General features: G+C 74.8%; 12 protein-coding genes and 1 pseudogene. 10 read left to right on the forward strand and 3 right to left on the reverse strand.

Translation table 11 applies throughout. From position 1 onward, the window contains the following. Positions 1-248: 248 nt before the first annotated feature. The 3 genes and pseudogenes from DQ238_RS18665 to DQ238_RS18675 form a co-directional block, all read left to right on the forward strand. A pseudogene (locus tag DQ238_RS18665) lies at positions 249-350 on the forward strand (IS5/IS1182 family transposase); the annotation flags it as partial. Positions 351-565: 215 nt separating this feature from the next. Continuing rightward, positions 566-868: a hypothetical protein gene (locus tag DQ238_RS18670; RefSeq protein ID WP_199506445.1), complete on the forward strand. Its 303-nt coding sequence runs from the start codon at positions 566-568 to the stop codon at positions 866-868. A 48-nt stretch (positions 869-916) separates the two neighbouring features. Further along, entirely contained in the window at positions 917-1,375 is a 459-nt protein-coding gene (locus tag DQ238_RS18675; protein ID WP_113782755.1) for a DUF5130 family protein, read from the forward strand. Between the two features lie 130 nt (positions 1,376-1,505). Here the strand turns inward: DQ238_RS18675 and pepN are convergent, their stop codons facing one another. Further along, positions 1,506-4,055 carry an aminopeptidase N gene (gene pepN / locus DQ238_RS18680; RefSeq protein WP_113782756.1) on the reverse strand — a complete coding sequence of 850 codons (2,550 nt, stop codon included), beginning with the start codon at positions 4,053-4,055 and terminating at the stop codon, positions 1,506-1,508. Positions 4,056-4,209: 154 nt separating this feature from the next. On the opposite strand from pepN, the gene DQ238_RS18685 reads away from it, so the two are divergent. Both DQ238_RS18685 and DQ238_RS18690 read left to right on the forward strand, forming a co-directional pair. Then, positions 4,210-4,875, forward strand: coding sequence for a DsbA family protein (locus tag DQ238_RS18685; RefSeq protein WP_113782757.1), 666 nt, complete (start codon positions 4,210-4,212; stop codon positions 4,873-4,875). Between the two features lie 74 nt (positions 4,876-4,949). Then, the gene (locus DQ238_RS18690) at positions 4,950-5,705 is read left to right on the forward strand and encodes an SDR family oxidoreductase (RefSeq protein WP_113782758.1); all 756 of its coding nucleotides are present in this window, start codon (positions 4,950-4,952) and stop codon (positions 5,703-5,705) included. 86 nt (positions 5,706-5,791) lie between these two features. Here the strand turns inward: DQ238_RS18690 and DQ238_RS18695 are convergent, their stop codons facing one another. Further along, on the reverse strand, positions 5,792-6,457 hold the full coding sequence (locus DQ238_RS18695) for a DUF429 domain-containing protein (protein ID WP_113782759.1): 666 nt from the start codon (positions 6,455-6,457) through the stop codon (positions 5,792-5,794). 26 nt (positions 6,458-6,483) lie between these two features. Between DQ238_RS18695 and DQ238_RS18700 the strand changes: the two genes are divergently transcribed. Then, entirely contained in the window at positions 6,484-6,963 is a 480-nt protein-coding gene (locus DQ238_RS18700; RefSeq protein ID WP_113782760.1) for a ribose-5-phosphate isomerase, read from the forward strand. Positions 6,964-7,030: 67 nt separating this feature from the next. Here DQ238_RS18700 and DQ238_RS18705 read toward each other — a convergent pair whose 3' ends face one another. Continuing rightward, a complete protein-coding gene (locus tag DQ238_RS18705; RefSeq protein ID WP_113782761.1) occupies positions 7,031-8,272 on the reverse strand; it encodes a GNAT family N-acetyltransferase in 1,242 nt (413 codons plus the stop codon). 76 nt (positions 8,273-8,348) lie between these two features. Here DQ238_RS18705 and DQ238_RS18710 point away from each other — a divergent pair, with 76 nt between their 5' ends. The 4 genes from DQ238_RS18710 to helR all read left to right on the forward strand — a co-directional run bounded on the left by DQ238_RS18710 (position 8,349) and on the right by helR (position 14,212). Next, positions 8,349-8,777: a MarR family winged helix-turn-helix transcriptional regulator gene (locus DQ238_RS18710; RefSeq protein ID WP_113782762.1), complete on the forward strand. Its 429-nt coding sequence runs from the start codon at positions 8,349-8,351 to the stop codon at positions 8,775-8,777. A gap of 209 nt (positions 8,778-8,986) precedes the next feature. Then, positions 8,987-10,639: a hypothetical protein gene (locus tag DQ238_RS18715; protein ID WP_113782763.1), complete on the forward strand. Its 1,653-nt coding sequence runs from the start codon at positions 8,987-8,989 to the stop codon at positions 10,637-10,639. Positions 10,640-10,726: 87 nt separating this feature from the next. Then, positions 10,727-11,704 (forward strand): sigma-70 family RNA polymerase sigma factor, encoded by a 978-nt coding sequence (locus tag DQ238_RS18720; RefSeq protein WP_199506446.1) that lies wholly within the window; start codon positions 10,727-10,729, stop codon positions 11,702-11,704. Positions 11,705-12,049: 345 nt separating this feature from the next. Further along, on the forward strand, positions 12,050-14,212 hold the full coding sequence (helR, locus tag DQ238_RS18725; RefSeq protein ID WP_113782764.1) for an RNA polymerase recycling motor ATPase HelR: 2,163 nt from the start codon (positions 12,050-12,052) through the stop codon (positions 14,210-14,212). The last annotated feature ends 51 nt before the right edge of the window (positions 14,213-14,263 follow it).

Below are 14,263 nucleotides of genomic sequence, written 5' to 3' on the forward strand. Positions count from 1 at the left end.
GCTTGCGCGGGTCGGGCACCGCGGCCAGGGCCTGCAGCAGGCTGATCGACTCGGGCGCCGACAGCGGCCGGGCCGGCACTCCGGCGGCGGTGGCGGCATCGGCCAGGGCGGTCGGGGAAGATGAGCTCGCGGGCACGGGCCTTCTCGCTGGTGGTCAAGGATTTCGACACCCTCAGATCACCACACGGCCCGTGCCCGCCCTAACACCGCAGGTCAGCGACGCGCTTCACGACTTTGCCTCGACCCTGCGCTGGAAGGCGCTGAACCGCATCCGACTGTGTCCCCAGCGAATCGGCGCCATCGCCAAAGCGGCACTCGTCCTGACCAACGCCGAGCGACCAATCCGTTGAGAACACCTCACTGTGCGGGGGTCGAGCAGCGCTTGGTAGGCCGCCGCTGTCGCTGCGGCACGCCGCACCACAGCCGCCGGGCCGGCGTCCCGCGGACGAGGCGACGCTGGTCCCGCTCTCCGCCCGGGTGCGACGGCCCGCCCCCGGGCGCGGCGCCACCCTGCGCGGTGGGACTGATCATGAGACCTCGGGCCGCTGCCGGTAGGTTGGGGCCCGTGACCGTCGTCGAGACCATCCTCGTCTACGCGGTGGCCCCGCTGGCCGTGTTCCTACTGCTGGCGCTGCTGACCCTCGTCCCCGGGCGCCGGCGCAGGCCGCGGTACAAGCCGGGGCAGCCCTGGGACCACGAGCCGGTCTGGTACGCGCCGCACGAGGCCGGCAGCGGCCACGACTCGGCGCACGCCGACGGGCACGGCGGCGCCCGTGCCCTCACCGCCGGGCACGGCGGCGCCCACGCCCTCACCGCCGCGCCCCAGGCCACGGGCCGCCCCCACGGCGGCGCCCGCGGGACCTGGTGACCCGATGACCCCCGACCGCCCCACCGCAACCGCCCCCGGAGGCCGGAGATGACCGGTGCGCTGGAAGTCACGTCGCACGACACGGCGACCAGGGACACCGCCCCGACTCGCACCGACGAGTCCGTCCCCGACTCGCTGTTCAGCTACCGCGAGCTGCTGCGCCTCGACGAGGCGCTGACCATGTCCTCCCGGGAGACCGGCCTGCGCTTCACCCTCTACATCGGTGACCTCGGCCCGCAGACCCGCGCCCGGGCCGAGGAGCTCTTCGGGCGCTCCGGCGGCGACCTGGCCGAGTCCGTGCTGCTCGCCGTCTCGCCCGGCCAGCGGGTCGTCGAGGTCGTCACCGGCGCCGCGGCGTCCCGCCGGCTACCCGATCGGGCCTGCGCGCTGGCCGTGCTGTCGATGACCAACTCCTTCGGCTCCGGCGACCTGGTGGGCGGCATCGTCAACGGCCTGCGCCAGCTGTCGGACCAGGCCGGTCACCCGCGCCACCTGCGCCCGCACTGAACGAGGACCCCCGCCGAGCTCCCCTCGCAGGCTCGGAGAGGCCCAGGAGGGGCCGTCCCGGTGGGACAAGGGGTGGCCCCCTGCAGGGTCCCACCGCGAGCCTGCGAGTGCTGGGGAGCAGGGGGTCCTCCTACTCCTCGGCGGCGTCCCGCTCCCGGGCCCGCAGCGCCCGCGCGATCCCGTCGCGGCCCTCGGCGACCAGCCGGCGCAGCGGGGCGGGGTGGTCCTCCTCGGCCAGCCACGCGTCGGCCGCCTGCACTGTGCGCGGCTCGACGATCGGCGGGAACAGGTACTGCACGGCGTTCTTCGCGATCTCGCCGGGACGGCGGTCCCACAGCGGGCCGATGTCGGTGAAGTAGCGGTCGACGTAGCCGGCGGTCAGCGCCCGCTGGGCCGGGTGCCAGAAGCCCTGCAGCATCGCCTCGTGGACGGCGTTGGGGATGCTGTCGTCGGAGAAGGCCCTCCGCCAGGTCTCTTCCTTGGCCTCCGGCGTCGGACGCAGCGCGCGGGCGGTCGCGGCCCGCCGCTGCCCGGTCGCCGTCGCGTCGCGGGCCTCCTCGGCGTCGATCTCGGCGTCCCCGGCGGCGCCGATGGCGACCAGGCCGTGCAGGAACGCCCAGCGCGCGTCGGCGTCGACGGCCAGGCCCTCGACGGTGCGGGAGCCGTCGAGCAGGCCGCGCAGCACGGCGGCGTGCTCCTCGGTGCGCGCGGCGGCGGCCAACGTGCGCGACCACTGCAGCTGGGTGTCGCTGCCGGGCTCGGCGGCCTCGAGTGCGGACCGCGCCCGGTTGGCCAGCGCCCGCCAGCCGGTCTCGGCCCAGCGCGGGTCGGCGTAGCTGGCCAGCGCCGTCTGCACCCGGCCGAGCAGTGACTGGACGACGCTGATCTCGGTCTCGGCGGCCACCCCGGCCAGCACCAGCGTGACCCACTCGCGGGCCGGCAGCTCGGCGTCCCGGGTCATGTCCCACGCCGCCGACCAGCACAGCGCGCGGGCCAGCGAGTCGGGGATGGCGCCGATGTGCTCGCGCAACGTGGCCAGGGAGCGCTCGTCGAGGCGCAGCTTGGCGTAGGTCAGGTCGTCGTCGTTGACCAGCACCAGGTCGGCCACGGGGGCTCCGACCAACTCGGGTACCTCGGTGAGCGCGCCGTCGACGTCGAGCTCCACGCGAGTGGTGCGGGTCAGCCCGTCGGGCCCGCGGTCGTAGAGGCCGACCGCCAGCCGGTGCCGGCGCAGCACCGGGTGCTCGGGCACCGCGGTCTGCTCGATGGCCACCCGGGCGTAGCGGCCGTCCTCGGTCACCTCGAGGACCGGGCGCAGCGTGTTCACCTGGCTGGTCTCCAACCACTGCCGCGACCACTCCGACAGGTCGCGGCCGGTCGCCTCCGACAGCGGGTCGAGCAGGTCGGCCAGCGTGGTGTTGCCGTACTCGTGCTCGCGGAAGTAGCGGCGGATGCCGGCCAGGAACTCGTCGCGGCCGACGTAGGCGACCAGCTGCTTGAGCACCGAGGCGCCCTTGGCGTAGGTGATCCCGTCGAAGTTCACCTCGACGGCGGCGACGTCGACCATGTCGGCGGCGATCGGGTGGGTGGAGGGCAGCTGGTCCTGCGCGTAGGCCCAGGCCTTCTCGGTGTTGGCGAACGTCGTCCAGGCGGTCGTGTACTCGGTGGCCTCGGCCTGGCACAGCGTGGAGATGTAGGTGGCGAACGACTCGTTGAGCCACAGGTCGTCCCACCAGCGCATGGTGACCAGGTCGCCGAACCACATGTGCGCCAGCTCGTGCAGCACCGTCTCCGCGCGCCGCTCGTATCGGGCGCGCGTGGCCTTGGACCGGAAGACGTAGTCCTCCAGGACGGTCACCGCGCCGGCGTTCTCCATCGCCCCGGCGTTGAACTCCGGGACGAACAGCTGGTCGTACTTGTCGAACGGGTAGGGGTAGTCGAACACCCGGTGGTAGAAGTCGAAGCCGGCCTTGGTGACCCCGAACAGCGCCTCGGGGTCGAGGTGCTCGGCCAGCGAGGCGCGGCAGTACAGGCCCAGCGGGATGCCGTCGTGGGAGTCGGTGACCTGCGCGTAGGGGCCGGCGACGAGAGCGAGCAGGTAGGTCGACAGCCGCTTGGTCGGCGCGAAGTGCACCAGCTGGGCGCCGCCAGGACCGGCCTCGACGGTCCGGTCGCCGGTGTTGGAGACGACCTGCCAGTCGGCCGGCGCGGTGACGTGCACGGTGTAGGTGGCCTTGAGGTCGGGCTGGTCGAAGCAGGTGAGGACCCGCTTGGCGTCGGCCGGCTCGAACTGCGTGTAGAGATAGACCTGGCCGTCCTCGGGGTCGACGAAGCGGTGCAGGCCCTCCCCGGAGTTGGAGTACCGGCAGTCGGCGACGACGACGAGGGTGTTCTCCGCGGCCAGCCCCGGCAGCGGCAGGCCGCCCTCCTCGGTGTAGGTGGACACGTCGAGCTCGGCACCGTTGAGCGTGGCGGAGCGCACCCGATCGGCGACCAGGTCGATGAACGTGCCGGCGCCCGGCTCCCGGCAGGAGAAGCGCACCGTCGTGGTGGACCCGAAGGTGCCCTCGCCGGGTCGCCCGGCGCCGTCGGTCAGGTCGAGCTGGACGTCGTAGCTGTCCACCGCCAGCAGCCGGGCGCGGGCGGCGGCGTCGTCGCGGGTCAGGTTGGGTACGGCCACGCAGGGCAGCTTCCCACGCGGCCCCGACACCCCTCGGCAGGCCGCGGGAGCGGGCGACTCGCGGGGTGCGGGAACAACCGGTCCGCCGGCCGGCTTGGGGACCGGCAGAGACCTCCCCGGCGCGCCGCCGGGCTCGACGCGAGGAGCGACAGGCATGACCGAGGCAGTGCAGAGCGCGCCCGTCACGGCACGCGTGGACTTCTGGTTCGACCCGTTGTGCCCGTGGGCGTGGCTGACCAGCCGCTGGGTCCTGGAGGCGGCCAAGGTCCGCGACATCGACCTGCACTGGCACGTCATGTCCCTGGCGGTGCTCAACCGCGGGCGCGACCTGCCGGAGGACTACCAGGCGATGATGGAGCAGGCGATCGGCCCGGTGCGGGTGGCGATCGCCGCGGCGCAGCAGCACGGCGAGGAGGTCCTCGGCGACCTCTACACGGCCATGGGGACGCTGCGCCACCACGAGGGCAAGGAGCTCGACGAGATCGTCGTCCCGGCGCTCGAGCGGGTCGGCCTGCCGACGTCGCTGGCCGAGGCCGCCACCTCCACCGAGTACGACGAGGCCCTGGAGAAGAGCCACCACGAGGGCATGGACCCGGTCGGCGACGACGTCGGCACCCCCGTCGTGCACATCGACGGCGTGGCGTTCTTCGGCCCGGTGATCAGCAAGGTGCCCACCGGGGAGGACGCCGGCCGGGCCTTCGACGGCGCGGTCCTGCTGGCCAACCTGCCCGACTTCTGGGAGCTCAAGCGGACCCGGCTCTCCGGCCCCGATATGGACTCCGTGCCGGCCGACACGCTGGAGCTGACGAGCCGCCGGTGACCCCACTGGAGTGCGACGGCGCAGGAAACCTGCGCTGTCGCACTCCGCTCGGGCGGCCCTGGCATGCTGACGCGGTGCCGCACCCCGTCCGCCAGCGCATCCTGATCACCGGCGCCAGCTCCGGCCTCGGCGAGGGCATGGCCCGCCGGTTCGCCGCGATGGGCCGCGACCTCGCACTCGCCGCCCGCCGCACCGACCGGCTCGAGGCGCTGCGCGACGAGCTGCTCGCCGCGCACCCCCGCATCCGGGTGGCCACGGCCGCCCTCGACGTCGACGACGCCTCCGCGGTGGAGAAGACCGTGCCCGAGCTGGTCGACGAGCTGGGCGGGATCGACCGGTTCGTCGCCAACGCCGGCATCGGCAAGGGCGCCCCGGTGGGCACCGGCGCGGCCTGGGCGAACCGGGCCACGCTGTTCACCAACGTGCTGGGCACCCACGCCCAGTGCGAGGCGGCGCTGGAGCTTTTCCGCGCCCAGGGCGCCGGCCACCTCGTGGTCGTCTCCTCGGTCGCCTCGATCCGCGGCATGCGCGGCAGCCGGACCGCGTACGGCGCCAGCAAGGCCGCCCTCAACGCGCTGGCCGAGGGGATCCGCTCCGACGTCCTGGGCGCCGGCATCCGGGTCACCACGGTGCTGCCCGGCTACATCGCCACCGAGGTCAACGCCGGCCGCCGCGGCCCGTTCACCGTCGGCCTGGACACCGGCGTCGACGCCCTCACCGCGGCGATCGAGCGGGAGCCGGTGCGCGCCTGCGTCCCCGAGTGGCCGTGGCGGCCGGTCGCGGCGGCGCTGCGGGTGCTGCCGCTGCCCGTCGTCCGCCGGCTCACCTGAGCGCCGGGGCGGGTGGGCCAGCAGCCCGATCTCCGCCCCGCCGATACGCAGCAGCGCCCAGTCGCCGTCGCGGCTGCGGTGAACCCTCACCAGGCGATGCGCATCGGGCGGCCGCGGGCGTCGGTCGCCCCGTCCCCGACGCACTCGGCGGTGCCGTCGGCGACCCGCCGCGCCGACCAGGCGGCCGCGCAGGCGTCGAGGGCGTCGACCGTCGGGACGCCGGCCGGCGCGGCGGCCAGCGCGTCGAGCACGTCCATCACCGGCACCAGTGCCCGCACCCGCTGCGCCAGCCCGCGGGCGGTGGCCTTGCGGTCGCGCACCCGCTCGTCCAGCGCGCGGAAGGCCAGCTCCGGGTGCACCTCGACCACGGAGCCGGCCGGCGGGTCGCCGAGGGCGTCGTCGAGGGAGCGGATCGCCGGCACCAGGTGCCACGCCTGCACCGACAGGGCCTTCCCGGAGGCGGCCCGGGAGACCCGGCAGGCCTCGGTGTGGTCGCGCGCCCCCAGCACGGCGCGCAGCGGAGCCGGGAACACCGAGCTGCCCGCGCGGCCCAGGCGGCGCCGCGCGGCGGCGTCGCAGGCCCGCGGGCCGTCGTCCGGGAGGCCGATCGGCATGTCGACGCCGACCGCCGCGACGTCCGGCACGGCCAGGACGGCGGCCGCGTCGGCCAGCGCGAGCAGCTCCACCGTGCGGCCCTCGAGCCGCGCGCCCACCCAGCCGCCGCGGACGCCGTCGACTCCCAGCACCGCCACCGCCGCAGCCTGACAGACTCCCCGCCATGCGCGTCTTCGTCGGCACCGACCACGCGGGCCTGGAGTTCAAGGAACACCTGAAGAGGGCACTGGCCGACGCCGGCCACGAGCCGGTCGACTGCGGGGCGTACGAGTACGACCCCGAGGACGACTACCCGCCGTTCTGCTTCGAGGTCGGTGAGCGCACGGTCACCGAGCCGGGCAGCCTCGGCGTGGTCATCGGCGGCTCGGGCAACGGCGAGCAGATCGCGGCCAACAAGGTCCCCGGGGTGCGCGCCGCCCTGGTGTGGAACCGGGAGACCGCCGAGCTGGCCCGCCAGCACAACGACGCCAACGTCGTCTCCGTCGGCGCCCGCCAGCACAGCGTCGAGGAGGCCACCGAGCTGGTGCTGACCTTCCTCGCCACGCCGTTCAGCGAGGAGGAGCGGCACGCGCGACGGATCGGGCTGATCACCGACTACGAGCAGAACCGGCACCGTCCCGCCGGCGGGTTGCCCACCAGGTGACGCCGTGGAACGGCCCCGTCCGGAGGCTCACCACGAGCTTGCGGGTGGTGAGAGGGACGAGGTCCTCTCAGAACTCGTCCGGGCACCAGGGGGTGACCGGCCAGCGGAACGCCGTCCCGGCCTGGGTGACCGCGCCCGGGCTGACCTCGCTCACCCGGCCGGCCGCCTGCAGCGTGGCCAGCGACACCCCGCCCAGGTAGGCCGCGGCCAGCGCCTCGACGTCGAGCACCAGGTCCGGGTCGGCGTCGGTGCGTGCGCAGAAGGCCCCGGCCGGGTGCCCGCGCAGCCACCAGCGCCCGTCGTTCCACGGGCAGAAGCGGTCGCGCACCTCGAGCACCAGGTCGATCGGCGCCGGGTAGCGGCGGGCGGCCAGGGCGCGGCCGACGTCGACCAGCCGCACCCACAGCGCGTCCACCGGCCGGGAGTGCAGGGCCCGGGGGTCGGCCAGCAGGTGGCGCAGCGGGTCGTCCGCCGAGGCGTCCGGCGCCCGCACCGTGCGCACCAGGTCGATGGAGAGCAGGAACCGCCACAGCGCGGCGTACGCGGACGTCGTCGTGCTCCGGACCTCCTCGACGGTCAGCGTCGCGTCGGTCTCGCCGTCCTCGGTCCAGGCGGCCTTGACCCGGTAGGCGGCGTACCCGGTGACCGTGCCGTCGGGCTCGGTGTGCAGCAGGTACCGCCGCTCGGTGGCGCCCCGGCGCTCCCCGGGGTCGTCACGCAGGTCGCGGGCCCACCACCGGTCGTCCCGGGCCATGTTCCCCGGCACCCAGCGGCGCACCCGCTCGTGCAGGTCGGGCGCGGCGGCGCGGTAGTCGTCGACGGACACCAGGTCGACCCGGCCGGTGCCCGGGTCGACGTCCGGGCGCAGCCGCAGCCGGGCCACGTCGCCGGAGAGGTTGCCCCGCCAGGTCGCCGGCGCGTAGCCGAAGCGGCCGTAGATGGACGACTCCGACGCCCACAGGGCCGCCACCGGCTCGCGCTGCTGCTCGCGCAGCTCGGTGAGCTGGCGCCGCATCACCGCCGTCAGCACGCCGCGCCGGCGGTGGGTGGGGGAGACGCTCACCCAGGTCACCCCGGCGCAGCCCACGACGGCGCCCGGGACGGTGAGCTGCCGGCTGTAGACGCCGGCGGTGGCGACCACCCGCGCGCCGTCCCACAGGGCCAGGGTGCGGTCCAGCTCGACGTGCGGGGGAGGGGCGTCGGTGAAGGAGGCGGGCGGCTCCTCGGCGAAGGCGGAGAAGAGGGCCCGGCTGAAGGTCGGCCACTCCTCCGGTGCGACGGGGCGGAGCCGGTCGGCGAGATCGGTCACCGGAGCTGTCTACCGGGGCGCCGCGCCGCAGCGCGACCGGGCCGGGGACGGCGTCCCGGCTGCCACCATGCCGCACGTGGACGAGCAGCGGCCGATCGGCTGGTGGGTCAAGCGGCTGGACACGCTGCTCGAGGAGGTCGTCGACCGGGTGGTCGCCCCCGAGGGCCTCACCCGCCGGCACTGGCAGGCGTTGCACGCACTGGCCGGCGGCCAGGAGGACCGGGCCGCCCTGCGCACCGCGTTGGCCGACTTCTCCGCCGCAGACGCGGTCGACGCGGTCGTCTCCGACCTCGCCGGTCGCGGCTGGGTCGAGCCGGGCGACGGCGACCGCGTGCGGCTCACAGCCGATGGGCGCAGCGCGCACGACCGGATCGCCGTCACGGTCACCCGGGTGCGCCGGCACCTCGCCGACGGGCTCTCCGCCTCCGAGTACGAGCGCACCATCCTGGTGCTGCGCCGGATGGTCGAGAACGTCTCCCGGGCCCTGGACCGCACGGAGCGGTGAACCGGGCCGCCCGGACGGTCTCGCCGCATCGCCCGCTGTCGGCTGGTCACCACGGGTGAGCCCACGCCGTCCGCGGCGGGGGCGTGGCCACGGCAGCCAGCGTTGCGCTCCCGGCGCCCCGTCCGGTGGCCTCGCTAGGGTCGCGGGGACCGAGCGCGCCGACGTCGTCGTGCCACCGCGCGACCGCGCGCCCGGCGGAGGAGGGAGCCGTGCGCACCACGGGGGTGCCGTTCGTCCTGACGGCGGTCGTGCTCACCGCCGGCTGCAGTCTGACCTCGGGTGGCGCCGGGGCCGACGAGGCCGCGCAGGTGGCGACCTCGGCTCCCGACGCCCGGCTCACCCTGGTCGCCGACGCCGACCCCGTCGCCTCCGCGGCGTCGACCAGCCGGGCGCTGTTCGACTCCGCCGAGGTCGCGGTCGTGGCGCGCGACGGGGACGCGGCCGGCACGCTGCTGGGCGCCTCGGCCGCCACGGGGCTCGGCGTCCCGCTGCTGCTCGAGCCGGCCGGGAGCGGCACCGCCGACGCCCTCACCGCGGAGCTCGACCGGCTGGGGACGACGACGGTGCTCACCGTCGGCGACGCCGACGAGGCCGGCCTCGGCGACGGCGACCTCGAGGTGGTCGCCGTCCCCGCCGCGCCGGACGCCGTCGCCGAGGCCACCGGGCTCGACCTGGACCGGGTGCAGCAGGTCGACGACGGCGCGGCGCCGGCCGCGGTCGCCGGACTGGACCCCGACCAGCCCGCCGCGCTGGTGCCCGCGGGCGCCGGGTCGGCGCCGGCCGAGGGCGACGTGCAGCAGCTGCCCGCCGTCGAGCGGGCCGACCCCCTCGACGAGACGCTGGTCATGTCCACCGGGACGCCGGAGGCCCTGGCCGGCATCGCCACCGCCCGCGCGGCCGGTGCGCGGGTGCAGCTCACCGACGGGGTGACCGACCCGCGGGGCTCGACCGACGTGGTCACGCTGCTCGGTGAGGCGAAGCCGGCCACGGTCGTCGCCCTGGGCGCCGGGTTCGCCGCCGAGAACGGCCTGGACTGGGAGCTCGACACCGCCGCCACGGGCACGCAGCTGCCCGGAGGCGGGCAGCTGCTGTTCCCCAGCCACTTCTTCGTGGCCCTCTACGGCTCGCCGGGCACCGGCGCCCTCGGCGTCCTGGGCGAGCAGGACGCACCGGCCGCGGTCGAGCGGGCCCGCGCGCACGCCGCGCCGTACGAGTCGCTGGTGACCGACGCGACCGTCGTCCCGGCCTTCGAGATCATCGCCACCGTGGCCTCGGCGGCCCCCGGGCCCGACGGCAACTACTCCACCGAGCTGTCGGTCGACGAGCTGCGGCCGTGGGTGGAGGCGGCCGGGCAGGCCGGGCTCTACGTCGTCCTCGACCTGCAGCCCGGGCGCACCGACTTCCTCACCCAGGCCCAGCTGTACCAACCGCTGCTGGAGCTGCCGTACGTGGGGCTGGCCCTCGACCCCGAGTGGCGGTTGGCGCCCGACCAGGTGCACCTCGCCCAGATCGGGTCGGTGTCGATCGACGAGGTCAACCGCGTGGTCACCTGGCTGGCCGACCTCACCCGCGCCAACCGGCTGCCGCAGAAGCTGCTGGTGCTGCACCAGTTCCAGGTGCGGATGATCCCCGACCGCGAACGCCTGGACACCTCCCGCGACGAGCTGGCGATCATGGTCCACGCCGACGGCCAGGGCACCCAGCCCATGAAGCAGGACACCTGGCGGGTGCTGCACCAGACCGGGCCGGAGTCGCTGTACTGGGGGTGGAAGAACTTCTACGACGAGGACTCCCCGATGCTCACCCCGGAGCAGACGATCGCCGAGGTCCAGCCGCGGCCCGAGCTGGTGACCTACCAGTAGTCGCGCCGTCCCCCGGACGGGGTCCGGTCCTGCCGTTTGGTCGGTGCCCTGTGGTGAGCTGACGCCCCGTCCCGGAGGAGGCCTCTCGTGACCGTCGTCGTCGACGAGCTCGACCCGCGGCTGCTCGCGCACCGGCGAGAGCTGACCGGTTACTGCTACCGCATGCTCGGGTCGGCGTTCGACGCCGACGACGCGGTGCAGGAGACGATGGTGCGGGCCTGGCGCGGGCTGGCCGACTTCGAGGGCCGCTCGGCGCTGCGCTCGTGGCTGTACCGGATCGCCACCAACGTCTGCCTCGACCAGCTGTCCGGCCGGCAGCGCCGCGCGCTGCCGATGGACCTCTCCGGCTCCCCGTGGCAGCCGGTCGAGGCGTCGCTGGCCGCCCGCCGGCCGGGCTCGGCGTGGGTCGAGCCGGTGCTCGACCGGCAGGTGGTGGCCGACGACGCCGACCCGGCCGAGCGGGCGGTGCAGCGGGAGTCGATCCGGCTGGCCTTCGTGGCCGCCCTGCAGCACCTGCCGCCGCGGCAGCGCGCGGTGCTGCTGCTGCGCGACGTGCTGCGCTGGCGGGCCGCCGAGGTGGCCGAGCTGCTCGACACCACGGTCGCCTCGGTCAACAGCGCCCTGCAGCGCGCGCGGGCGACGCTGGCCGACACCGGTGGGGAGCCGGGGCCCGCGCCGCTGGACGACGGCGAGCGCGACCTGCTCGACCGCTACGTCGACGCCTTCGAGCGCTACGACATCGAGGCCCTCGTCGCGCTGATGCACGAGGACGCCACCCAGCACATGCCGCCGTTCGAGATGTGGCTGCGCGGCCGGGCCGACATCGGCGCCTGGATGCTCGGCCCGGGCAGCGGGTGCCGGGGTTCCCGGGTGCTGCCCACGCGGGCCAACGGCGTCCCCGCTCTCGCGCAGTACCGGCCGCGTCCCGGCGGTGGTCACGAGCCGTGGGCGCTGCACGTGCTCGAGGTGCGCGACGGCCGGGTCGCGCACGTCTCCAGCTTCCTCGACCTCGAGGGCGACCTCTTCCGCCGGCTCGGGCTGCCGGAGCACCCACCGGCGGGTTGACCCGCGCGTGTGGCGCGGCTCGTGGGACCGGACGGCGGCACGCCGACGGCTGCGGCGGCCCGCCGAGAGGTCTGGCTCCCGTTGACGCGGGCGAGGTGGCCCCGTGGAGGAGGGGCTCACTCCGTCCCACTTGAACCTACAGCGCACCAGGGGTCTTGCGGCAAGACCCGGGTCGGGCCGCAGAATCGCCGGCCGAGGCCAGAAGCCACGGGCTAGTCGCGACCTGCACGTCCAGCGTCGTCCACGCGGGGACCGGCGCCCTTCGTCGGCCGACCTCAAAGTGCCTGCTGCACAGTGCCTGCTGCGCGCAGTGGTCGCACACGACCTCCGATCGGAGCTGATGACGTGAACCCCCTGACCACCAGCGCGTTCGACCTCCCCGACCGCCTCGCCGCCAAGGCCGACCCGGCGCTGATCGCCGACGACGAGCAGCACTTCGCGGCCATCGCGGAGAGCCTCGAGCAGTCGATCGCCGACCTGACCGACCGCCTCGAGGCCGAGCGCAGGGCGCCCGGCGGCACCGGCCAGGAGGCGCTGGACCGCGACCTGGAGATCCACCGGCTGACCGCTCGCCTGCGCACCCTGCGCCGCTTCGGTCTGGACCTGTGCCTCGGACGCATGGACCCCGCAGACGACTCCGAGCCCGTGTACACCGGTCGACTCGGCCTCACCGACAGCGCGGGTCGTCGGTTGCTGCTCGACTGGCGCTCGCCCGCGGCCGAGCCGTTCTTCGCAGCCACCCACGCCGACCCGATGGGGCTGACCAGCCGCCGCAGGTACCGGTGGACCCGCGGCCGGATCAGCGACTACTGGGACGAGGTCTTCACCCCCGACGGGTTCGAGGGGCACGCCGCCGCGCTCGACGACCAGTCCGCCTTCCTCGCCAGCCTGGGCGGCAACCGGTCGGACCGCATGCGGGACGTGCTCGGCACCCTCCAGGCCGACCAGAACGCCATCATCCGCGCGGGCTCGGACGGCGCGCTCGTCGTCGACGGCGGCCCGGGTACGGGGAAGACCGTCGTAGCCCTGCACCGCACCGCCTACCTCCTCTACTCCGACCCGCGCCTCGGCCACCATGGAGGCGGCGTGCTGTTCGTCGGTCCGCACCAGCCCTACCTGGCCTACGTGGCCGACGTCCTGCCCAACCTCGGGGAGGAGGGCGTGCAGATCTGCACCCTGCGCGACCTCGTCCCGGAGGGTGCCGCGGCGACGACCGAGACCGACCCGGACGTGGCCCGCCTGAAGTCGTCCATCGACGTGGGAACGGCGATCGAGACGGCCGTCCGGTTCTACGAGGAGCCGCCGACCGAGGGGACGACGGTCGAGACGCCCTGGTCCGACGTCTGGTTGAGCGCCGACGACTGGGCCGAGGCGTTCGAGGCGCCGGATCCCGGCACTCCGCACAACGAGGCGCGCGACCAGGTCTGGGAACACCTGCTCGACATCCTGGTGGACGAGCACGACGTCGACGTCCCGGCTGATCTCGTCCGGAAGGCGCTGCTGCAGGACAGTGAGCTGCTCACGGCCGTCAACCGCGCGTGGCCGCTGCTCGAGGCGCCCGACCTCGTCGGAGACCTGTGGTCGGTCCCCGCCTACCTGCGCACGTGCGCTCCCTGGCTCAGCCCCGCTGAGGTCCGGGCGCTGCAGCGCCGGGACCCCCAGGCGTGGACGGTCTCCGACCTGCCGCTGCTGGACGCGGCGCGGCAGCGGCTCGGCGACCCGGAGACCTCACGGCGCAGGCGACGGCAGCAAGCCATCGTCGCCGCCGAACGCGCGCGCATGGCCGACGTCATCGACCGCTTGATCGAGGCCGACGACTCCGAGCTGCTGCTCATGACGAGCCTGCGCCACCAGGACCTGCAGGACGCCCTCGTCGACGACGGTGCGCTGCCCACCGCCGATCCGGACCTGCTCGCCGGCCCGTTCGCGCACGTCGTCGTGGACGAGGCCCAGGAGCTGACCGACGCGGAGTGGCAGATGCTGCTGAGCCGCTGCCCGTCCCGCAGCTTCACCGTCGTCGGGGACCGCGCCCAGGCCCGGCACGGGTTTCCCGAGTCCTGGCGGGAACGGCTGGAGCGCATCGGGCTCGACCGGATCGACCTGGCCTCCCTGAGCATCAACTACCGGACGCCGGAAGAGGTCATGGCTGAAGCCGAGCCGGTCATCCGGGCCGTGCTCCCGGACGCCAACGTGCCGACCTCCATCCGCAGCACCGGCGTCCCCGTCGTCCACGGGTCCGCCTCGGACCTGGACTCGATCCTCGACGCCTGGCTCGCCGCGCACGCCGAGGGGATCGCCTGCGTCATCGGCGATCCCGTGTTCCGGGCGGGGTTCAGGACGGGGTCCCGCGTCCGGTCGCTGACCCCGGAGCTGGCGAAGGGGCTCGAGTTCGACCTGGTCGTCCTCATCGACCCCGAGGCGAACGGCTCGGGCATCGAGGCAGCGGTCGACCGCTATGTCGCGATGACCCGTGCGACCCAGCGACTCGTCATCCTCACGAGCTCCTGACGTCGGCCACGACCTCGTCGAGCTGGTACCTCGACTCGGCGAGGCGGACGG

It is taken from the genome of Geodermatophilus sp. TF02-6 (assembly GCF_003319115.1).
Taxonomy (GTDB): Bacteria; Actinomycetota; Actinomycetes; order Mycobacteriales; family Geodermatophilaceae; genus Geodermatophilus.

Bases quoted from the DNA above. Each gene is read 5' to 3' on its own strand.
- DQ238_RS18675 (WP_113782755.1), top strand. From the start codon at position 917: ATGACCGGTGCGCTGGAAGTCACGTCGCACGACACGGCGACCAGGGAC.
- DQ238_RS18685 (WP_113782757.1), top strand. From the start codon at position 4,210: ATGACCGAGGCAGTGCAGAGCGCGCCCGTCACGGCACGCGTGGACTTC.
- DQ238_RS18700 (WP_113782760.1), top strand. From the start codon at position 6,484: ATGCGCGTCTTCGTCGGCACCGACCACGCGGGCCTGGAGTTCAAGGAA.